The sequence below is a fragment of the Kibdelosporangium banguiense genome (assembly GCF_017876405.1).
GTDB lineage: Bacteria > Actinomycetota > Actinomycetes > Mycobacteriales > Pseudonocardiaceae > Kibdelosporangium > Kibdelosporangium banguiense.
Genome location: NZ_JAGINW010000001.1, coordinates 11,832,936 through 11,853,110 on the forward strand (window position 1 = coordinate 11,832,936; position 20,175 = coordinate 11,853,110).

Annotated in this window: 17 protein-coding genes; all 17 read right to left on the reverse strand. The window is 66.6% G+C overall.

Annotation, left to right across the window (positions count from 1 at the left end):
• Positions 1-216: 216 nt before the first annotated feature.
• From JOF56_RS53005 to JOF56_RS53085, 17 genes are read right to left on the reverse strand one after another with little or no spacing between them, the layout of a single operon-like run.
• Positions 217-2,286, reverse strand: a complete 2,070-nt coding sequence (locus JOF56_RS53005; protein ID WP_209647006.1) for an ATP-binding protein — start codon at positions 2,284-2,286, stop codon at positions 217-219.
• Between the two features lies 1 nt (position 2,287).
• Positions 2,288-3,949 carry a hypothetical protein gene (locus JOF56_RS53010; RefSeq protein WP_209647007.1) on the reverse strand — a complete coding sequence of 554 codons (1,662 nt, stop codon included), beginning with the start codon at positions 3,947-3,949 and terminating at the stop codon, positions 2,288-2,290.
• Complete coding sequence (locus JOF56_RS53015; protein ID WP_209647008.1) at positions 3,946-4,398, reverse strand: hypothetical protein; 453 nt, start codon at positions 4,396-4,398, stop codon at positions 3,946-3,948. The genes JOF56_RS53010 and JOF56_RS53015 overlap by 4 nt, the downstream gene beginning before the upstream one ends.
• A 38-nt stretch (positions 4,399-4,436) precedes the next feature.
• Positions 4,437-5,564 carry a hypothetical protein gene (locus tag JOF56_RS53020; protein WP_209647009.1) on the reverse strand — a complete coding sequence of 376 codons (1,128 nt, stop codon included), beginning with the start codon at positions 5,562-5,564 and terminating at the stop codon, positions 4,437-4,439.
• The gene (locus JOF56_RS53025) at positions 5,561-7,519 is read right to left on the reverse strand and encodes a hypothetical protein (protein ID WP_245378782.1); all 1,959 of its coding nucleotides are present in this window, start codon (positions 7,517-7,519) and stop codon (positions 5,561-5,563) included. Before JOF56_RS53025 ends, JOF56_RS53020 begins: the two co-directional genes overlap by 4 nt.
• Before the next feature lie 2 nt (positions 7,520-7,521).
• Positions 7,522-8,718, reverse strand: a complete 1,197-nt coding sequence (locus JOF56_RS53030) for a hypothetical protein (protein WP_209647010.1) — start codon at positions 8,716-8,718, stop codon at positions 7,522-7,524.
• A gap of 12 nt (positions 8,719-8,730) precedes the next feature.
• Positions 8,731-10,653 carry a phage tail protein gene (locus JOF56_RS53035; RefSeq protein ID WP_209647011.1) on the reverse strand — a complete coding sequence of 641 codons (1,923 nt, stop codon included), beginning with the start codon at positions 10,651-10,653 and terminating at the stop codon, positions 8,731-8,733.
• A complete protein-coding gene (locus JOF56_RS53040; protein WP_209647012.1) occupies positions 10,650-12,686 on the reverse strand; it encodes a putative baseplate assembly protein in 2,037 nt (678 codons plus the stop codon). The genes JOF56_RS53035 and JOF56_RS53040 overlap by 4 nt, the downstream gene beginning before the upstream one ends.
• Positions 12,683-14,596 (reverse strand): putative baseplate assembly protein, encoded by a 1,914-nt coding sequence (locus JOF56_RS53045; protein ID WP_209647013.1) that lies wholly within the window; start codon positions 14,594-14,596, stop codon positions 12,683-12,685. Before JOF56_RS53045 ends, JOF56_RS53040 begins: the two co-directional genes overlap by 4 nt.
• Positions 14,593-14,994 carry a GPW/gp25 family protein gene (locus tag JOF56_RS53050; RefSeq protein ID WP_209647014.1) on the reverse strand — a complete coding sequence of 134 codons (402 nt, stop codon included), beginning with the start codon at positions 14,992-14,994 and terminating at the stop codon, positions 14,593-14,595. The genes JOF56_RS53045 and JOF56_RS53050 overlap by 4 nt, the downstream gene beginning before the upstream one ends.
• A complete protein-coding gene (locus JOF56_RS53055) occupies positions 14,991-15,683 on the reverse strand; it encodes a phage baseplate assembly protein V (protein WP_209647015.1) in 693 nt (230 codons plus the stop codon). The genes JOF56_RS53050 and JOF56_RS53055 overlap by 4 nt, the downstream gene beginning before the upstream one ends.
• Positions 15,680-16,858, reverse strand: coding sequence for a phage late control D family protein (locus JOF56_RS53060; RefSeq protein WP_209647016.1), 1,179 nt, complete (start codon positions 16,856-16,858; stop codon positions 15,680-15,682). Before JOF56_RS53060 ends, JOF56_RS53055 begins: the two co-directional genes overlap by 4 nt.
• Positions 16,858-17,529, reverse strand: coding sequence for a CIS tube protein (locus JOF56_RS53065; RefSeq protein WP_209647017.1), 672 nt, complete (start codon positions 17,527-17,529; stop codon positions 16,858-16,860). Before JOF56_RS53065 ends, JOF56_RS53060 begins: the two co-directional genes overlap by 1 nt.
• Positions 17,526-17,711: a putative phage tail protein gene (locus JOF56_RS53070; RefSeq protein WP_209647018.1), complete on the reverse strand. Its 186-nt coding sequence runs from the start codon at positions 17,709-17,711 to the stop codon at positions 17,526-17,528. Before JOF56_RS53070 ends, JOF56_RS53065 begins: the two co-directional genes overlap by 4 nt.
• A gap of 16 nt (positions 17,712-17,727) precedes the next feature.
• Complete coding sequence (locus JOF56_RS53075; RefSeq protein WP_209647019.1) at positions 17,728-18,204, reverse strand: phage tail protein; 477 nt, start codon at positions 18,202-18,204, stop codon at positions 17,728-17,730.
• Positions 18,201-19,715 (reverse strand): phage tail sheath family protein, encoded by a 1,515-nt coding sequence (locus JOF56_RS53080; RefSeq protein WP_209647020.1) that lies wholly within the window; start codon positions 19,713-19,715, stop codon positions 18,201-18,203. Before JOF56_RS53080 ends, JOF56_RS53075 begins: the two co-directional genes overlap by 4 nt.
• Before the next feature lies 1 nt (position 19,716).
• On the reverse strand, positions 19,717-20,172 hold the full coding sequence (locus JOF56_RS53085; RefSeq protein WP_209647021.1) for a phage tail protein: 456 nt from the start codon (positions 20,170-20,172) through the stop codon (positions 19,717-19,719).
• Between the last annotated feature and the right edge of the window lie 3 nt (positions 20,173-20,175).

A 20,175-nucleotide genomic window follows, 5' to 3' on the forward strand; every position in this document is an offset into this window, starting at 1 on the left:
TGGGCGGTCTTGAGGGTTATGGGTGTGCCATGAACCAATGGGTTTGTGTGGATGCTGTGGGCGACGAGGGCGTTGCTTGTGGTGGAGGGGATTACGACGTGGGGTGTGCGGCTTTGGTGGGTGTTGATGGCTCGGTGGCTTTCCTGGGCCATGGCGGGTGGGGCGGGGACGACGGCGCGGGCGAGGGACAGGGGTAGTTCGGCTGGCAGCATGTGGTCACCCCGGGGAGCCGTGGTCGGCGAGTAGGTCGGCGTGTGGGCCGAGTTCGGATGGGCGGAGCAGCCGGGCCTCGCGTTGGAACTGGCGGGCCACGCCGCGGACTATGTGGCGCATTTCGATGGCTGGGCTTGAGCTGTCGGCGGCGGACAGGGCGGCTGTGCGGGCGGCGGCTGTGATTGCTGCGCCGGTCATGTCGAGGCGGGAGAGGACGTCCAGGTCAACGCTTGTGTCGAGGGGGGCTTCGGGTGGGAACGCCAACTGCCAGAGGCGCCGCCTTTCCGGGGCGCCCGGTCTCGGGAAGTGGACCACGAAGTGGAAGCGCCGGGTAAAGGCTGGGTCGATGTTCTCCTTCAGGTTGCTTGTCAGGATGATCAGGCCGTCGCTGGCTTCGAGGCGTTGCAGCAGGTAGCCAACCTCCAGGTTGGCGTACCTGTCTGTGCCGTGGCGGACGTCGCCGCGTTTGCCGAACAGGGCGTCTGCTTCATCGAACAGCAGGACCGCGTGACTGTCCTCGGCTTGGCGGAACGCGGCCTCCATGTTCTTCTCGGTCTCCCCCACCCATTTGGAGACGACCTGCGCCAGGTCCACCTTCAGCAGTTCCAGGCCGAGCAGGCCGGTCACGATCTCCGCCGACATGGTCTTGCCGGTGCCGGGTTCACCGGTGAACAGCGCCTTCACGCCGCCGTGTGCGGAGCGCCGGGCGAAACCCCACGCCTCCGCGATCCGCGGCCACGCGCGGAAAGCCGAAGCGATTTCCATGATCTGGTTCATCTGGCCTTCGGGGAGCACCAGGTCCTCGACTGTTTTACGCGGCACGATCGAGTGCACGCCGCTGCCGCTGCGGCCACGAGTCACAGTGGCGATCGCCGGTTCGACGTGATCAGCGAGCGGACGTCCGTTGCCGGCCAGACGCGCCCCGGTGTCGGCGACGGAAGCAACAGCGCGCAGCTCGCCGTCGCTCATTCGGTAGCGGGCGGCGAGATCCTCCAGCACGCTTCCGGTCAGGTGTGGAAGCGCCGCCGACCACATCGCGCGCCGGTCGCCGAGTCCCGGCACGGGCACGGTCCATTCGGCGTACGCCCGCGCAGCGAGCAGCCCGGCCGGTCGCCAAGGCGTGGCGCCGGTCAGGCATACCGGGACCCGCGATCTGAGTAGTGCGGCGGAGACCTCGAGTGGCGAGTCGCGCACGGAATCTGTCGGTATCCACAGGATGGCATCCAGGGCAGCAGCCGCCCGGAGATCACTCTCCACGTCAGAGGTCAAGCGCCGCAAGGGTTTACCGGCCGCGCGTGCCAGCGCCTGCACCACGTCGAGCTGAGGATCGCCCCACAGCCCCGCCAAGTCGATGTCGCCCGCGCCCAGTGCACGGCCCAGCCTGACGAGCCGGTCCGACGACAGATGCGCGGAGAGGGCCTCTGAGAAAACGACCTCGCCGGGATCGTGACCGACCAGCCCGGCATCCCCGCCCCAGCCGAGCAGGAACTCGAAAACCCCGGGCCCCAGGACCAGTTCCTGCGCAAGCTCGACCGGAGCCTCACCATAGGCGCGCAACAACCCGAATCGGCGCAACGCACCAGCCGGGCCGAGGGCACGGCGTCGGGCCAGTCGCATGGCCGGGGTTGTGGCGCCGACCACTACAAGCAGTTCCACGCTGGGAATCCGGCGGTTCAAATTGTCCACAATATACGCGTAGATCCGCTCGTAACCGCGGTCCAGTTCGGGCGCGGCGACGAGCAACAGTGCGTCCTGATCGTCCCGGGACAGGCCGAACTTCGTGGCGAGCGCGTCCAGCGGAAGCGTGACGCCCTGAGCCGCGGCTTGACGCCTCAGATCACGTTCGGCCTCAGGCTCCGGCAGCACTGCTTCATCCGGCTGAACCATGCTTTCGGCGAACGAATCCACCTCATCAAGCAACACGCCGACCTGTTCATCGGTCACGCAGAACGACGTGAGATCCGGCCGGGTGAGCAGGGCCGCGGCCTGCGCCTGACGCTCGGCAGCAACGCGCAACGCCTGGTGCACGCCGCCCAGCCGGATGCGCAGGTGCTCGACCGCGAGTTCGCTCATCTCACCCACCGGAGAACGTCAGGGTCCGGCCGCCGAGCCAGACAACACCGGGAACATCGGAAAGCAGCCCGCCCCGCAGGAGATCCGCATGCCGCCTGCCCAACGGAATGCGCACACGCACAGCATCGGACGAGAACCGGACGGAGGCATCAAGGTCGGTGAACCGTGTCAACGCCAGCACAGGATCCGGCGTTTCCCGGTCACGCCAAAGCATCCAGGCAATCGTGCCGAGCCCCAGCGACGCAGCCAGCGTGACGCTACGCTCCAAGGCATTGTCTGAAGCAAGCGGTACCGCCCGCCGCTCCACGACCATGGCATGCATCAGCCCATCGAGCCGCGCGGCATGACCGGGAAGCTCGACCGCCAGCCGCAAATCAGGCACGCCAGCTGTCCACATAGGAGTGCGCCATGGCAGCCGCGATACTGGATCACCGCGCAGCGGACGGACATCTGTCATGAACCGCACGCCGGCCGCCGCCAGTTGCCGCAGGCATCCCGCTGGCAACTGGCTATCGCACACAAGCACAGGTGGCCGTCCGCAGGCCTGCCAATGCGGCACCAGCCCAGGCACATCCGCTGCCCAGGCGATCGGGAACATGCCTTGCGCGTCGACAAGCAAAACCCCGTTATCCACACCTGTGATCAAGAGCGGATCGCGGGGGTCGTGCCCACGACACAGCGAAAGCGCGAGCACCGCGTCCAGAACGGGCAGCGCGGGCCTTACCCGGCGGGCAAAGTCGGTCAGTTCGGGCATCGGGGAATCGAGTCCGGCGAAGGTGGCCGCAGCGGCACTGTCCTGTTCGGAGTATCGCCATCCACGCGAGGTGACGCCCAGAACCTTGTATGCCAAAGCGGCTGCGAACAGCGGCGCCTCGTCGGCCATGTCAAGACCGGCCAAAGCCGGGCCGATCGCATCGAGATAGCCGATCCGCGCCAGCGGCCCGGCAAGCAAGAACGGCAACACCGAGCAGACCTGCGTCTCGCCCCTCGCCCGTACAACATCGACATGGACGGATTCCCCCGACGCAGCCGAGGACGAGGAGGAAGTCGAAGACAACGGTGCATCGGCTGACGAAGAAGATTCGACCAGCCGGGCGACGTTCTCGGGCGAGAAATCCACCAGATCAGCCGGCTGATCGCCTCGCCGTGAGATGAGTTCGGCGATCAATCTGCGAGCCACAGAGGAAACGTCCGCGGATTCAGCGGAGAGCAAGGCGAGCAGATAAACTCGAATCGACTCTTCAGGCAACAAAGCCAGCAGCGGTTCCAGGTCGCCCCGCTCGGCCAGTTCGGCGAACAGTCCGGCGACCGACTGTGGCAGCCATGAGTCGAACTCGACAAAGGAATCCTCAAACGGCACCGAATCCTCAACAGCCTGCATGGGTGACATGAAGACCTCGACAGGCTCAAATGCAGAATTGCCCGCAGGCATCTGTCCTAGTCGGACAGTGATGGTTACGGGCTCGACGATCTCCAGGTCTGGACTGTCGGCGGCCAGCTGGGCGGAGAAATGGCTTTCGAGGAGGTCTGGCAGGCCGTCCAGGATCAGTTGGACCAGGGCGTGCGGGTCCGGGCCCCAGCTCCACCCACCGCGCCGCACCACTGTCACCGTGCAGTGTTGCACGATGATCTCGGAGATGGACTGCGCGGTGGGAGTGCTCATTCTGTGACTGTCAGCTCCTCGAATCTGCCGACCTGCCCGGCCACAAGAACCAGTACGGGATGTTTGTCGCCCTGTTTCAGGGCCACCGGCACGATCACGGAATTTTCGCCTTTGGGTATCGTCCTGGTGAACAGGTCATCGCCGATCATCACAAGAACAGGCGTATCGGCGCCGACGGTCGCGACCAGCTCGATCGTTAACGTGGATTCCGTCAATGGCAACGGAATCGACCACGGCAAGAGCTGACGCAAAGCGGTCTTGGCCGTGTCCACACCGAAGGTGAGCGGATCGACGAACACTGCCGGCTCGTCGCCTACCGCGGCGACGGCAAGTTGACTTGCTTTCAGAATGAGCCCTGTCTCGAGACCGATACGGATCGGCAATTCGGCCCCCACGAGTGAGGCGACATCGGTGGCAGGCGCGCCACCTGTCACCGCCAGCGCACCCACCACGTGTCCTGTTTCCTGCACATACACCACGGAAAGACTCATTGTCGGCCACCGCCTTTCGTCGCCGTGACCGTTGCCAGGACAAGGAAATCAACGACCCCTGGCCGCTCCGAGAACGGCTCGGTCAACCGGATCAGGCAACGCACCCGGCGTGAACTGTCCACAGTGGCCTCAACCGGGCATTGGATCGTCTTGGGACCCGTGATCGGGGGCACCCGGGGAGTCAGCTGGGTGTGCAGGACCACCTGGCCGGTGGCGACCTGCTCCGCGGTGACGCCGGCAGGCAGGGGCAGGATCATTCCGTCGGTCGCGGTTCCGGAGGCCACGAGCACGCTGCCCGCCGAGATCCGGCCGGAGAAACTCCCTTCGATGTTCAGGTTTCCGTTGGCCTGCATGGTCATCAGCGGCGCGACTGTGCCGCCCTGGTAGAGGCCGAAGATCAGGGACGGTTGCTCACCTCCGGACAGCTGCAAGGCAGGCTGGCCGTCCTGCACCGCGGGCTTGGTCCGCAAGGTCAACGAGCCTGACCGCGCCGCAACTGTGTCCGCCCGGACGCCCACGTACCGCACCGAAACACTACGAGCCGTCACCGACACAGCAGTGAAGTGACCGCTGGTCCACTGCACATACCCAAGAAGTACACGCCATGGGGCAGGCGGTTCGGCTGGTAGAGCACCGACTGGCGGCGGCGGTGGATCGGCGAATGTCAGCTCGTCACCGAGGCGTCCGAAAAGGATCTGATACGACTCCTCCACGCGAGTCTTCGCGGTGTTCCCGCCGCACGAGTCCAGTTGGGGAGCCGAGCCGCCCGGTTCCCGGTCCAGAGCGGTGAGGAACACCGGATAGGGTGACGTGGTGGCCGGGTCCGCGCCGTTGACCTCCTCGAAGTCGCTCTCCCGCAGCACAACTGTCTCCGGGACGACCACTTCCCTGCCGTTGCCGTCGATCGCAAGGCCAGGTGAGACCCTCACCTCGACGAAACGGGCGTTGGTGACTGGGTCGGTGCGGTTCTCGGTGAGCAACTCCAACCCTTCGGCGACGCCCCAATCGTGCAGGTAGCGGGAATGCCGCGCGGCCGCAGCGCGGGCGTGCGTGACTGTGGCCGAGAGGTCTGCTGCGGCGAGGACCTGGCCTTCGTGGAAGGCGGGTCGCAATGGTCCTGTCATGTGGACTCACCGGACTTCGGAGTACGAGTGGACCGAGTCCGCCGGGCCGGCTTCGCGGATTCGGGCTCCTCCGCGCCTTCCAGTTGCTCAAGCCGGGAGCCCAGGCGTTCGGGCAGTTGCTCCCGTACCTCGGTCACCTGGGCCTGAGCACTGCCCAGTTGTGCCCGCAGCCCTTCCAAGGCGGCCGTCAGTTCCGTCACCTGTGTTCTGAGTGCGGCCAGCTCGTGCAGGCTGTCGGTCACCTCGCTCGGCGTGGTGTAGACCTGATCATGCAACGCCTTCGGTGGCGTCTCGCCTGGTGCCGGCCTCAGCAACAGTCTCAGCATCGCCGCCAGATCGCCGGTCTGTGGCCATCTCCGCAGCAGCGAGTCGTCATAGTGCTTGCCGGGTACTGGCTCGTTGCCGGGCAATGACGGCGCCTTGAATTCGGGCACGGGCTGGCAGCACAGCCGTTCGGCCAGCTCACGCAGCCGGTAGAGCTTGGGCAGCCACTCGCCGTACTGGGACCCGCCTGGCAGCACCTGTTCCCTTGTCGCCGAACAGATCCGCACGACGTCACAGTCATCGAGCTCAAGGTGCGCGAGCAGGACATCGGTGTCCGTGCAGCAGGAACAAGGCGGGTTCAGGGTCGAGCACGCGGCGTCGGTCACGAAGCGCCGCACGGCGATGATCAGCCTTGCCGCCGCTTCACCGATCTGCTGTGACTCGGCGATCTCGAGCCGCTGATCGCTGCCCGGTTCCGGCGGCGGCAGCAGGTGCGGCACGTTGATCTGGGCGATCGCGGCCCGCAGCGAACAGTCGGCCAGCGCGGACGTCCGTTCGAGCCGACCGAGCAGCCACTCTCTGATCTGGCTGAGATCCGAACAGAACTCGACCTTCAACGCCTGGTTCATCGGGGTTCCCTGCGCGACCAGACGCGCCTCGATCGGTGCGGACCGGTCACCGCCGTCAGGCACGACCCGGGCCTGGGTCTCGGTGACGACCGCGCCGGCGATCGAGCGGAGCAGCGGGTCCGGCCACGCCTTCTTCGCATCGACTCCGGTGAGCCGGCCACACGCCCGCTCCAGCTCGGTGCGGGCGGCACTGACCGAGTCGAGGACCGAATAGTCGGACAGGAGTTTCTTCTGCCCGTCCGTGTCGTGCGTGTCGAACCGGGCGATCGCACCGGCCAAGGCCCGCACGTGTTCGGTTATCTCAGGGGCCGCCAGGGGATCCGGAGTCCCTTCACCGCTCTTGCGCAACCACTCAAGGCTGTCTTTGTACTGTTTGGCTTCGGTCGCGTCGAACTTGAAGGTCCGGCTTGAACCGAGTGTGGCGTAGAGGATCGCGTCCGCGTAGAACTCGAACCGTCGCGAACGGTCGCGGACAGGACTGTACTTACGCGGATCACCCAGGCGCGCCAGCAGGCGAGTACCGGGGTTGTGCCGGTGGTCCTCACCGTCGTCGCACTTGACTACGAACCGGAAACCTTCCCGGATACGCGAAGGCACGCACCCAGGCGACGGACACGGTTCCTCCGTGGCGTACGGCGCGACCGGTTCGACCGAAAGTTCCTCGTACCGAACGAAAAGACCGTAGCGGCGTCGACCGTCGTCATCACACGGATCACCGCAGTCCACGCCAAGCGAGCTGACCCGAAGTTCACGGACAAGCGCTTGCACGTCGACTTGTTCCTTGCAGTTCAGCACGATGTCGTTGCCGGTGCAGTCAAGCGCGTGGCCGGGGTGCACCACGACTTTCCCGCCGCCGCACGGGTCGCAGCCGACTTCCAGGCCGCACACCACGCCCGGCCCGAACATGGACCGGTTGTGCAGCCTGCTCTTGCCCGTCATGTAGTCGACCAGCAGGCCGAGGTCGTCCTCGGTGAGCAACTGGCCGGCGAAGAAGCGGGGCCGCACGAAGGCGGACGGCCGCGCCGACGTCCCTCCGCAGCCGCATCCGCAGTCTGTTCGCATGATCAGCGCTCCTTCACAAAGAACCAGCTCTCGAAGACGTCCCCGCCCGCACCCGTGCCTGAGGTCCAGGGCCCGATGCCGGACGGCGGCAGCTCACAGCCCCGATGGGTCAGTGCCGACTCGTCTGTCACCGGGTCGATCGTGGGGACCTTGCCGCCGACGTTGGTCCCGTCCACCGGGCGGCAGCAACGATCGAGGATGAACGCCGCACGGACGCTCACCAGCACCCGGTCGCCGTCCTGCAGCACTTCACGGGTGGTCTGCCGGTAGCGGAAGTGTTGTGTGAACTCGTGATCCGCGTCCCCGGGCTCGTCGAACCTGCCGCCCATGTACCAGGTGGACGCGTTACGGCCGGCTCCGCCTTCTATCACCTGGATCTCCACGACGCCGGGCTGCAGCGAGTCCACCCGCACATCGCCGGAGAACCGGACGACCAGGCCGCCGCTCTCGTTCTGCGTGCCCAGCAGGGTTTTGGCCTCGTCGACGGTGTAGGTGTGGCCGTGGATCCAGTTGACGCCGGTGATCACGGTCGGGACGTACTTGCCGAACGGGCGCCGGATGTTCATGTGGATCTGGTCCTGGCGCAACGGCTCGTGGAAGTCCACGTCCTCGATCCTGGCCAGCCACAAGGTCTTGTGCTCGCAACGCGAACAGCACGTGTCACAGCGCTCGTCTTTCGGCGGCTCACAACCTGTGACCCGTATCGCGTAGGTTTCCTCGGTCCAGCCGTATTCGCAGTCGGACTCGTCAGCGCAACCGTCGTTGTAGACCGCGCGTGTGGGCTCTACAGCGCGTTCGCAGTAGTCGATGCCAACCCAGACCGTGTCCTTCTCACGCTCGTCGGCGGGCAACTGCTCCCACAGGTTGACCACGCAGCCACCCCGGACGACGACCTCGTTGCCCTCGCAGTCCACCGCAAGGCCGGGCTTGATCCGGACTTTCGCTTTGTGCCGCCTGATCGGCTGAGGGTCGGTGGTGACTTCGGGCTCGCTCTCCTCGTCCGGACCCGCCGCGTGCACGTACAGGCCGCACACCACGCCGTAGCCGAGCAGGCACCGCACACGCAGCTTCAGCTTCTCGCGGATGTACTCCTGCTCACGCTGGAAGTCCTTGGCGCTGAGCATCTGGCCGTGGAAGTAACGCAGCCGGCGCAGTGGTGGTGCGTCGAAACCGGTTGTTTCGGTGTGTGTCTCCGTCATCCCCTTGTCCTCTCAAGACATCTGTGTGTGCACACCGACGGCGGAGACCACTCCGACGCTCACCCCGCGGCGCGGTCCTCGTGGCCCTGGTCTGATCACCCCGTCGCGATTGAGTCGCAAACCACCCAATACCGGCGGCGGCAACGGGACGAACGCGGTGTCGACCCCGACCGTCGATCGCGAGCCGACGACAAAACCCACGCCGCCGGTCCGCACCGAACCCACTGTGTGTGCAGGTGCCTGGCGTTCGACCAGTCGCCGCAACGCCTTCTCATCCGCGGAACCCGCTGGAAGCAGCACCCGGAACCGATACGCGTGTTCGGTGATCGGGTCGCTGTCCGGGTTGCCGAAAGCGCGCAGCGGCGCGGCGCCCAGGGCCGAGCCGCCGATCCGGAACCTGGACGCGGAACGACCGAACAGCCGCACAGCACCCAGCCCCGGACCCTTGCCGCCGGTGTGCGCCCAGCGGCGATCGGTTGCCAGTTCGTTGATCACCGGCGTGACCCCGAAGACGATCCGTGCGGCTTCCTCGATCGCCCACGGCGTGCCTCGGCGCCGGTACAGCGCCGGGGCCGCTTTCAACAGGGCACGCCTTGTCCGAGCGTCCCAGCCTGCCTCGAACGACAGTCCCAGCAGGCCCGCCAGCCACGGCAGTGCCCGGTCCGGGACACCGGCCGGGTCCAGCAGCGCCGGATACCGCTCGATCACCCGGTCGATCTCCGCCATCGTGGCGTCGAACAAGGACAGGAACCGCTCGGTGAAGTCGTCGGCCACTGGATCTTGCCGGTAGGCCGGTGGCAAGAGATCCGCGCTGGTGACCCGGGGGAAATCCAGCCGGATACGACTGACCACAGGGGTCGCGGAACCGTCGCCGGACATCCCTAGGCGCAGCGTGAGGAACCGGCCGGGTGGCTGGTCGATGAGGAAGTCCGTAGTACCTGGCGGAGCCGTCTGCCAGTCGCTGTCCGCGTAGTTGTCGTCCTCGGACACCACGATCTGGACTGTCACCGCTGTCCCGGTGGGCACTTGCGCGTCCACGCGCACGCGATGCCAGCGGCACCGCGAGATGCCGCTGTCGATCTTCGTCGTCACCATCGACCCGGTGCGCTCGTACTGCTGTGGCATCGGCGGTTCTTCGGGCCGTGGTTCGCCCTGCCAGGTGTAGCAGGACGTCACCGGGCCGTCGTGCCCCGGTTCCGTCAGGCAGAATCCCTCATCGCCCGCGGAGACGAGGGAACTCGGCGGGATCGCGGCCGCCAGTTGTCCCAGTGTGGCCGTGTTGAACTTGCCGCCGGATTCGCTGACATGAATGTGAAATCCCGTGTTGTCTTCGCTCAGCAGCCAGATGCTCCGGCAGGGACCGGATCGTATTCCGACGACCCGGCCGTCGGCTCCGGTCGGCAGTGCCCCGAGCCACCGCCCGTCCGAGCTGAATCGCGCCAGATCTGTCCTGCCGTCGCGGGCAACCAGGACCTCGTCGTCCGGCGCCAGTGCGGCCAAGCTCGCTTTCCCGAGCCTGATCACCCCGGCGAGTTGCTCGCCTTCGTTGCGCCACACCAGCACACGACCGGAATCCACGACAGCGACACGATGCCCTCGCGCCGCGACGGATATCGGATCGCGCAACAACCCTGGGTCACAGGCGCGCGACCAGACAGGTTTCCAGCCTCCCGCACACTCATCTCTGCGCGTCAGCCGGGCTCCGGCAAGCAGGTACCACGCGCACGGCTGACAACCGGGTGCGAGCCGACGATCGGGGAACCATGGCAGCAACTGGCTTCTCGTCGGGCCTTCCGGTGACGAGCCGCTGTGCGCCAGCCGGATCCCGGCCGGGTCGGTGAAACCGACGATGCGCTCGACGTTCTGCTGGTCCTGATCCCAGCCGACATAAGCGTCGAGCAGGCGGAAGGTGGCGGGGCCGGGCGCGCACGTCATGACCGGCCTCCAACCGGGATCAGCAACGGACGGCGCGACCAGACCAACGTGTTCGGCGCGATCGCGTGATCCGTGCAAGGCGGCAACCGAAGCCCGTCAACAGTGAGCGAGAGTTGTGACACGGCAAGGACTCCGTCCACGGAAAGCAGTCTTCGCACCAGTGGTGTGTGCCGCAGGGCACCGCCGAACGGCCAGCCCGCGCCGTTCTCCCCGCCACGCACCGGATCCAGGTATGTCGTCAGCGAATCGCCTGCCCGGGAAAGCACATCGGCGCGGTCGAGATCAGGGTCGAGCGAGACCCATGCCTCGACCGTGACCTGCTGGTACTGCGGCGGCGCCGCGACCACGGTGATCCCGGCGGGAGCCACCTCACGCGTCAGGAAATCCGCCACGGCCCGCAGAGTCGCAGCCGTCGGCACCGGCGGTTCGCCGCTGTCGTCCGCCGGTGGTACGACCAGAACCCCCACCACACCAGGGATCGGCTTACCGGCGAACTCAGGATGCAGACCCGCGACCCCGTGTGCACGAGCCACAGACGCGCCTGGAGCACGAGTGGCCATCAGACCGTAGTCAGCAGGCGTCACGGCCCGTCCGCGCGAACGCAGCTCTCCTACGCCACGCCGCATCGCGTCAGCGTCAGGTTCGGGATCTGTTCCGCCGGACGCGGGAAATGGGTTGGTTACGCCTGTGATAAACGGCAACGCGGTGACCACGCCGTTGACAGCTCCGGCACGCACAGCGCCGACGCTGCCACCGCCCACGCGGTAGCGGACAGCACGCACATTGCGGAATCCCGGCGGGACGGCGGCACCGTTGACACCGTCCCCGAACGTGACCTCGCCGGTCGCGTAGTCCACGACGAACACCCGGTCGTCGACGCCGAACCCGGCGAGGCTCTGGACTTCCTGCCAGCGAGCGCTGGAACCGGCAGTGGTGCCGAAGACATCACTGCCGGGGTCGTCGTCCACCTCGATCACCACGCTGCCCGCCAGGATCGGTACCTGGCTGAGCCGCATCCGGCGCCGGGCGGTCGTCTGAGGGTCCTGGATCGGTTGCAGCGGTTCGTCGAGAATCGTGCGGGCAGCCGTGGCCGCGACCATGTTCAGCCGCAGCCCGGAGAGCATCGGCGGCAGGCCGGTGAACACGCCGTGGGCGATCTGCAGCCGCAGCCACCGCATTGCCGGTCCTGGCCGCGCACCCGGCGGCCTGCCAGGAGCCCAAGTGCGTGGGACGCGCAGTTGCAAGGTGCCGCTCGCGCGCAGTCCGTTTGTCTCGTCACCGACGAGCTCGGCAGGTACGAATTTGTTGCCGTCCAACACATCCCACTTCAGCAAAGGAGCAGGCGGCGACGCGAGCGGCACGAGACCGCCGGAATCCGCAGGTGCCGGTGGCGTAGCGACGACCACGAACCCAAGTGACAGCAACGGATACGGGCTGGCAGTGCCGGACAGCCCGATCCACAGGCCATTGCCGGGGCGCGGTTCACGGCCGAACGGCGGGAATGCCCGGCCAGGTCCAGCCGGTCCCATCGGGATCAGCTCCAGCGATCCGGCTTCCTGCACGGCGATCGCCCCGAGCGTCGCCGGAGTGGCGTACAGATCCTGATCGGTCTCGTAGATCACCTGGCCGTCACGACCGGACGCGGCCGCCTGAAAACCGGCTGGGACCAGCACCGACGCGCCGTCCGGCGGAGTCACTTTGAACTCAAGCAAGGCGATCGCCGCACTGGCCGGGCCGCGCCGCACCCCAGCCGTCTGCAGGTGCTCGGCAAGCACCTTCTCCGGCAGCCGGTTCACCCGCCCGAGCACCGGTTCGACCTGGGTACCGAACAGGCGGACAAGCGCGACACCGGCGTCCTGCCGATCCGGATTGGTCCAGTCCGGGGTGTAACCGGCGATCCGGCCGCGGACGTCGGCACGAACCGCCTCACGGGTCGCGTCCACCAGCTCTGGCTGGATCCCTGTCGGGCCAGGTCCGGGAACGATCCGGCCCTCGGTGTCCGAATCCCGCTCCCACCACACGTCGTTGGTCACGTCAGCCCCTCCCCTGGTTCGACCGCGGGGATGATCCGTGTCCGCACCGACTTCACCACTGGAAGCTCACCGGCTCGCAGTGGCACGTCACGGCATTCCTCGTCAGGCCCGTCGAGGCTGATCGCAACAGCCGCCACATCCGCAAGATCCCCCAGCGCACGCTGTGCGGCTCGTAGCAACGCCGATGGCCGCAGCGGTTCGCCGAACGGCCAGCCCGCCTCGTCGTCACCGCCGACGAGTGGATCGAGGTAACGGCGCAGCGCCAAACTGACCACTGTAGACACTCGACTGCGATCGGCCGGGTTTCCGGACAGGTCGACACGCAATGTCACCGCACGGTATGCCGGAGCCCGCACGAAGACCTCGGACGTGAGCAATCGAGCCTCAGCCAGCCGATCGGCGACCTCGCACAGCATCGCCGGATCGGGCTTCGGTGCGGCAACGAAGTCTTCTCGATCGAAGTCGTCCCTGGGCACGGAAGGTACGATGTGGACGGTTACAGCACCGGGTACCGGCGTGCATGGAAATCCTGGGTGCTCGCCGAGTGACGCGTACGCGCGGGCAACAGCGACTCCAGGTGTCGTCTGGGCGAGCGTCACGTAGTCGTCCGCAGTGACCGCACGAGTCACTTCGCCCAACGATCCGGCCGCACGTTCACGCGCTTGCGCAACGGTTTCCGGATCCTCACCACCATCCGCCTGCACGAGATTCGCACCAGCCAAGGCCACCGGGAAATCCACCGGAAGCCAGTTCCCTGTCAAGCCACCGTTTCCGGCCCGGCCACCGCCGATCGTGTAGTTGACGGACACCCGTTCGGCCTGATGCGGGATGCGCCCGGTGAGCCCGTCACCGAACACCAGCGCCCCTTCTGTCCGGTCGACGACGAAGGTCCGATCGGCAGATGCGCCGAACGTGAAGTCCGCGACCTGATCCCATTTCTCCCCCGCCAGCACCAGACGGGCGTTGAGCAACCGGCCGACGGCGTCCGGCAGCACGAGGTACTGGCCGGGCAGCTTGAGCCACTTGCTGATCTGGTCCTCAAGGTCGGCGCAGGTGGCGACACGTTTCTCGATGTTGCGTGCGGCGGAAACGTTGACCGCCACTTGAAGCAGCCGAGGTGATGCCGAAAATGTCGCTGCCCGGGTTGAGACGAGCAGCCCGCGATTTTCAGTGGTCCATCCGTCTGGCAGGCGCAGCCGGACGATCCCGGAACGCCGAAGGCCAGCCGTGCCGTCCTCAACTTCGGCAAAGGGCTGTGCGTCCTGCCCAGGCCTGAAGTACGACCAGGTCAGGTCCGCAGGCGCGCCTACGTTCTTCACCGCGCGAGGCGACCACGACGGCGGTGCGGCGGCTGGCACGTCCAGCTCGAGCAACAACGAAAGCCAGCCTGTGACAGCGTGGGAACCTTTCAGTGGCAAGGTGAACCGGGCCTCCGCCGCGGAGCCGTCGCTCGTCAGCAACGGGACTCCGCGGCGGGCCCTCAGATCCGCGGTGCGATCACGATCCGTCCACACTGAGACCTCACCGTCAAGGGGGAGGATGGTGACGTCGTTTTCCAGTGTGAATGTCATGCGCCCAGACGGATCCCGAGACATGACCGTCCCTTGAGGAACGGAAACCACCTCCGCGCCGGCCGTCAGCTGCAGCACAGTGGCCGCGGCCTGGGCCGGGCGCGGCGTCTGGATGCCGAGCAGCCGCAGAATCGCGACCACCAGCGCATCCGGCACCTGATCAAGCCAGTACAGCCGCTGTTCCAGCAGGTACGCGAACAGTTCCAGCAGAGTGACGCCCGGGTCGGACGGCGCGTGCAGCGTCCACGTCCCGCCCGACTCGGCCGGAATCCGGCGGCGGATGGCCGCCATCATGTCGGCCCAGGTGAGGTCGTCCAGCTTCGGCGCGGGCAGGGTCACGGCGTGCTCCCGGTCAGGCCGGCGTAGAACGGGAAGACAAGGTTCGCCTTGGTGTTGCTGCGCCGCACGCGGTACACGACCGACACCGTGATCCGCGACTCGTCAGCCGGATCGGCCTCGGCGCGGACCTCGTCCAGGTCGACTCGTGGTTCAAAGGTGCGGACGGCCTCGGCGATCGAGTTCTCCAGATCGCGCAGGTTCTGCACACTGCCCGGCGCGAAAACGGATTCCTGTGCGCGAGTGCCGAGATCGGGCCGCATGACGCGCTCACCGATGCCTGTCAGCAACAGCGCGCGCAGGCAATGCTCGATGCTCTGCTCGCCCACGGCGTACCCGAGCCGTCCGGCCTCATCGGGAAGAATCGGAAACCGCCATCCCGTGCCAAGGAAGTCGCTCATATCGTCTTCGCCTGCTTGGCCAGCACAGCAGCTTCGGTGAGCTGTGGCGCCGGCGGCGCACCAGCGGACGCATGCGTGTGCAAGTTGTAGGCCCTCAGGAATGTTTCGCCGAGTATCAGTTTCTCGTTCGCGCCGGCGCCGAGTTCGATGCGGTCGGAATCGATGGTCACCTTGGGCGCCTTGAGAGTGATGTCCCCCTCGGCGGTCACGGTCACACTGCCGCCCGCAGCCGCCGTGATCCGGATCGCCTTGCCTTGGTCGTCCATCTCGATGACATGCCCGGCCGCCGACTTCACCCGTACGGCGGCTTTGGATTCCGTGTCGTCGAGCAATACCTCGTGCCCGTGCTTGGTGCGGATGATCTTCTGATCGCGTCCGTCGGTACGCGCGGTCGGCGGCTTGTCCACGCCGTTGTACAGGCCGCCCAGAATGATCGGGAAACGCATGTCCCCGTGCACGAAGGCGACTAGCACCTCGTCGTCTTTCTCCGGCACGAACACCGAGCCATAACCGCCGCCCGCGTAGAGCTGGCTGACCCGGCACCAGTCGGTGACGCTGCTGCCGTCGAACCAAGGGAACTTCACCTTGATCCGGCCTTCGTCGTCGCCTTCGTTCTCCACGACGATCGCCTCCACGACGCCGTAGTAGCGCTGGTCGGTGGTGCGCGAACGCGGCGCGGTCCTGGTCATTTCTTGTCCCCTTGGTGGATCCGCCGTCCGGTGAACGTGGTGAAGAAACCGCTGGTGTTCAACGCGTGCTCGACGCGTTTGACGAAGTACGTGCCGGAGAAGCGTTTGCCGAGGCCGTAGATCTCCAGGTTGTCGCCCGGCCGCAGTTCGGGCAGCCCGGCGACCCGGCCGGTCGCGGTGATGAACTCGTACGCGCGTTCCCGCAGCAGGCTGATCGCCAGCTCGCGGGCCTCCTGATCACTGGTGACCGGCGCGTCGACCAGGACCTCCTGACGGCCGCCCATCGTGTTCTGCGCGACCTCCGGCCCGCTCTGCCCGTCGGCCTTGTTCTCGCCTGCCGGAAGGTTCTCCGCGCTCGCGGTGAACGCGATCGCCTGTTTGGTCCGGGGATCCCAGCCGCGCACGGTGACCTTGCTGACCTGTTTGGACACAGTGAGCGTCGGAGTGAAGTCGAGCAGGTTGGGGATCAAGTCGGCGGGAACCGCGGTCGGCCCTGTGGCCAGGCCAGGAGCGTAGGCGAGTTGGAACAAGCGGATCGGGCGTCCGTCGCGGCCGTCGGTCGGTTTGATGAAGTAAAGGGTCTCCTCGCCGGTCTGCGGGTCCGGCAGGATGTAGCAGTCGAAGTCCAGCCGCTTGGCCCGTTCCATCAGGAACGCCCCGTCGTCCTGGTTCTTCTGCACCACCCGGTCGTGTGTCGGTCCCTCCTGGGTGACCTCGATCCGCAACTTGTTGCGGCGGGCGATCTTCTCGGCGATCTGCCAGTCGGTCACGTTGAGGTAGATCTTCTCCTCGTTCTCGGCCGGCTTGCGCTCCTTGAACCTCAGCAGCCCGTCCACCCCGCTGATCGAGATGGTCGGCGAGGCCGCGTCCGGGAACTTGGGGCTCAGCGTGCTGATCGTGCCTGTGGCAACGGTCATCAGCTTGTCGGCGTAGCCGAGCCGCACCGAGACCCGGGCGCCGAGCTGCAGCTTGGCCGAGTCGCTGTGCTTGAACTTCAGCGTCCGGTCGTCCCAGTTGTTCAGCTCGAGGTCGAACCCGGACATCTCGTCGATATCGCGGTGCACCTTGATGTCGATGATGTCGTTCTTGGTGGTCGGGTCCATCTCCAAGCCCTCGATGTGCACCTCGAACTCGGGTGCGTATCGGTCCGGTGACGCGACTTCCGGCGTGGTCATCAGGGCAACCTGGGCACAGTCAGTACCCGTCCTGGCCGCAGGTCACGGGGATCGCTGATACCGTTGGCACGAGCCAGTTCCCGCCATGCGTCGGCTCGCCGGTACACGGCCGCGGCGATGCTGCTGAGCGTGTCGCCGCGGCGCACCACGTAACTCTTCTCGACAGTGGGCGACGAAAGCGGCGTTTCTGCGACCTGCACGGCTGCCGGGCGGTATTCCTTCAGCGACAGATCCAGCTGCGCACGCAACGGCACACCGTCCTGGCGGAACAACTGGTAGTTCACATCCAGCTTCTCCATCACACCGGTGAAAACCGCTTCGTCCCAGACGAACCGGACGATCGGCGGCGCGTGTTCCCTTCTGTCGGGCCGCATCAGGTTGCGCAGCGCGTCGACGTAACGGACTCGTACGTTCTCCAGCGTGTCGGACGTGTCGACCAGGGCCTGCAGGTTGAGCGTCTCCGAGCCGCCCCGGACGTACTGCAGCGGCGGTGTCTCCAGCCCTGGGATCGCGATCTCGGCGAAGGTGTTGCTCTTGCTCAGCTTGTAGTCGGTCGGGTTGAACCGCAACGGGATCCGGCGCTGCCGTTCGTCGGCGATCACCGGCCGGACGATCTCCAGCCGGGCGAGCGCCCCGTTCTGGCGGGCGAACGACACAGGCGTGATGCTCAATGCCAGCCCTCTCCCTCGACGAGCTTGCGATCCCGCTGACTGTTCTTGGCCCGGTCGCATTCCTGCTCGTACAACCGCGACCACGCCTGGATGTGCTTGTTGAACAGGCGGGTGAACACGGCACCGTCGTTACCGTCCACTTGGAACCTGACTTCGAGATTGTGAATGGTCACCTTCGGCATGTCGGTCACCTCCCTTTCAGACCAGGACCTTGGTCAGTCCCTCGTGTGCGATCTCCAGTGACTCGACCGCCACCGCGTTCTGTTCGGCATGCAGATCAGGACCCGTCCATTTCGACGCCAGCCCACCGTGGAACGCCCACGCCGCAGCGGGAACACCGTCCGGGCTCAGCAGGATCACCGCACCGTCCCGGCGGGCGCCGAGCGAGTCGGCCAGCCCGGCCTGGTACCACGACCACAGCCCGGGGTCACGCACCACACCACGCTTGAGCGTGATCGGGTTCCACTTGTGGCGCAACGGAAGCTGACGTGTCGTGTCGTTACGACCGCCCTCGGCGTAGCTCGTCACTTCAAGCTGCGCGCCCAGGCCGGTGACTTCCTGGAACCCCGCGGACGCCACCAACGGCAGCAGTATTGCCTGCGCCGCAGGAAGATAGGCGTCACCTGGGTCGAGTGTGACGATGAAACGATACTTGGGCAACGGGTCCAGCGTCATGCCTCGATCACCTCCAGGTCCCGGTCCTGGCCGAGCACAAGGCGCAGCCTGATGAACTCCATCGGGGCCGCGGGCGCGACCTCGATCTCGCACACCACCTGCCCCGGGTCCTGTTCCGGCGGATTGTTCGACTCGTCGCAGGTCACCCGGAACGCCTGTTCTGCCCTTGAACCAGCGAGCGCACCGGCTCGGAAGGCCGCCAGCAGCACCGAGGTCAGCGCTCGTACCAATGTGAGTCTCAACTCGGGTGAGTTGACGTCGAACACCAATGGGCCCGCCACCCGCCGGATCGCCCGCACCAGGAGGTGAACCAGCCTGCGGTGCGCGATGAACCCGTTGGACAACGTGCGGCCGCCCCACACGAGCAGCCCTCGGCCCCGGGTGCACCGCACGAGGTTGATGCCTGCCTCGAACAGTCTGACTTGTTGCGGCTCAGGGAATTCCACCGCCAGGTCGACCGCTTCGAGGATCACCGCGTTGGCCGGAGTGTGATGCGCTCCTCGCTCCGCGTCCAGCCGGGCGATCACCCCGAGTACGTGCCCGGAGGCCGGAACCGTCCGTGCTCCCGGTGTCCCGGGCACTTCCAGAGCCGGGTGGTAGGCCGCTGCTGTACTCAGCAACTTTTTGTCCCCCAGCGACTCCGTCCATTTCACCGCTTCGTCCACTGAGGACTTGTCCGGCGGGACGTCCAGTACCACGAGGCGGTCAAGGGAGGTCAACGCGGTCAGCATCAGCTCACGCGCCAACTCCCCGCGCGTCTCCCCCGTCAGATCCGCGCCCAGGTCCGGCAGCGCCACCAACGCCGGTTCCGGCAGATCAGCCTGAGCCTGCACAGCCGCCGAATACTCGGCCTGACCAGGCGCAACATCACTGCCACCCGCCAGTATCAGGTCCCAGGACCGCGAGATCGCCCCTGAACTGTCAGACCCCTCCGCTAACGTAGAAATCGGGGGTCCCCCTGGCCGGGGACGCTCGTCGCGGCGTGCCGGGGCTGGTGGCGGGGCCTGTTCGACGGGCACGAGTCTGATCAGCCGGGATGTGGCCAGTCGCGTGACGACCTCCGAAGGCGGAATCCCGGCGAACGTCTCGGCCGGTTCACCGGGCACGGTCACGCGGACGCTCACCGTCGGCGGCCCGGCAAGTGTGCTCGCCTGGAACCGGATCGCCACGCGGCCACCGTTCGCCCAAGCACCCGGACTGCTGGCGATCACCTGGTACTGCAGCCACTGCGCACTGGCGGTCTCCGCAGGGCCGGACACACGTATCACCCAGGCTGTGCGGCCGCCGTTCTCGAAGAAGCCGCGCAGTGCGTACGGTGTGGCCGACGAGCCGTCCGGCTGGCCGAAGGTGCCCACGACGTCGTTCCAGCTCTCCCCCCGGACCGGTACGCCCAGCGGGCCTCGGCGAGTGCGGCCGAGGAACGCCGCCACATCCGTGCGCAACGGCTCCTCTTGCGAGCCGCGCGGCACGAAGGTCAGGGTCACGCCCGGGAGGGCTTCTCCAATGGTCATGTCATGCGTCGATCAGCAGGCTCTCGACGCAGATCACGAGCGTCTCCATGGCTATCTCGTTCTTGGTCGCCGCGAACGTGGGACCGGTGTACTTGGTCGGCCAGCCCCGGTCGAAGTTCCAGCGCATGGTCTCCTGGCGGTTCTCGTCCAGCATCACGATCGAGCCGGATGTCCGGCGCACCTTGCCGTTGAGCCCCTCGACGACCCAGTTCCAGAAGCCGACGTGGCCGGTGATGCCACGCTTGAGGGTGATGTTGGTGAACTTCTTCAGGCCGGGGATCTTGCGGACGGTGATGTCCTCGCTGCCGGTGCGGTACTCGATCGGCGGAATCTCCAGCTCCAGCCCGCTGGCCTCGGTGAAGGACCCGCTCACCGCCACACCGTCGTCGCTGACGTTGGTCACGATGACCTGGAAGTTGTAGGACGCATAGGGATCGTCCCGTGTCACGGGCGGCATCGC

Coding starts and splice junctions, on each gene's coding strand:
- JOF56_RS53085 (WP_209647021.1), bottom strand. CDS start 20,172: ATGCCGCCCGTGACACGGGACGATCCCTATGCGTCCTACAACTTCCAG.
- JOF56_RS53070 (WP_209647018.1), bottom strand. CDS start 17,711: ATGCCGAAGGTGACCATTCACAATCTCGAAGTCAGGTTCCAAGTGGAC.
- JOF56_RS53075 (WP_209647019.1), bottom strand. CDS start 18,204: ATGACGCTGGACCCGTTGCCCAAGTATCGTTTCATCGTCACACTCGAC.
- JOF56_RS53055 (WP_209647015.1), bottom strand. CDS start 15,683: ATGACCAGGACCGCGCCGCGTTCGCGCACCACCGACCAGCGCTACTAC.
- JOF56_RS53025 (WP_245378782.1), bottom strand. CDS start 7,519: ATGCGAACAGACTGCGGATGCGGCTGCGGAGGGACGTCGGCGCGGCCG.
- JOF56_RS53020 (WP_209647009.1), bottom strand. CDS start 5,564: ATGACAGGACCATTGCGACCCGCCTTCCACGAAGGCCAGGTCCTCGCC.
- JOF56_RS53005 (WP_209647006.1), bottom strand. CDS start 2,286: ATGAGCGAACTCGCGGTCGAGCACCTGCGCATCCGGCTGGGCGGCGTG.
- JOF56_RS53080 (WP_209647020.1), bottom strand. CDS start 19,715: ATGACCATTGGAGAAGCCCTCCCGGGCGTGACCCTGACCTTCGTGCCG.
- JOF56_RS53010 (WP_209647007.1), bottom strand. CDS start 3,949: ATGAGCACTCCCACCGCGCAGTCCATCTCCGAGATCATCGTGCAACAC.
- JOF56_RS53060 (WP_209647016.1), bottom strand. CDS start 16,858: ATGACCACGCCGGAAGTCGCGTCACCGGACCGATACGCACCCGAGTTC.
- JOF56_RS53035 (WP_209647011.1), bottom strand. CDS start 10,653: ATGACGTGCGCGCCCGGCCCCGCCACCTTCCGCCTGCTCGACGCTTAT.
- JOF56_RS53050 (WP_209647014.1), bottom strand. CDS start 14,994: ATGAGCGACTTCCTTGGCACGGGATGGCGGTTTCCGATTCTTCCCGAT.
- JOF56_RS53030 (WP_209647010.1), bottom strand. CDS start 8,718: ATGACGGAGACACACACCGAAACAACCGGTTTCGACGCACCACCACTG.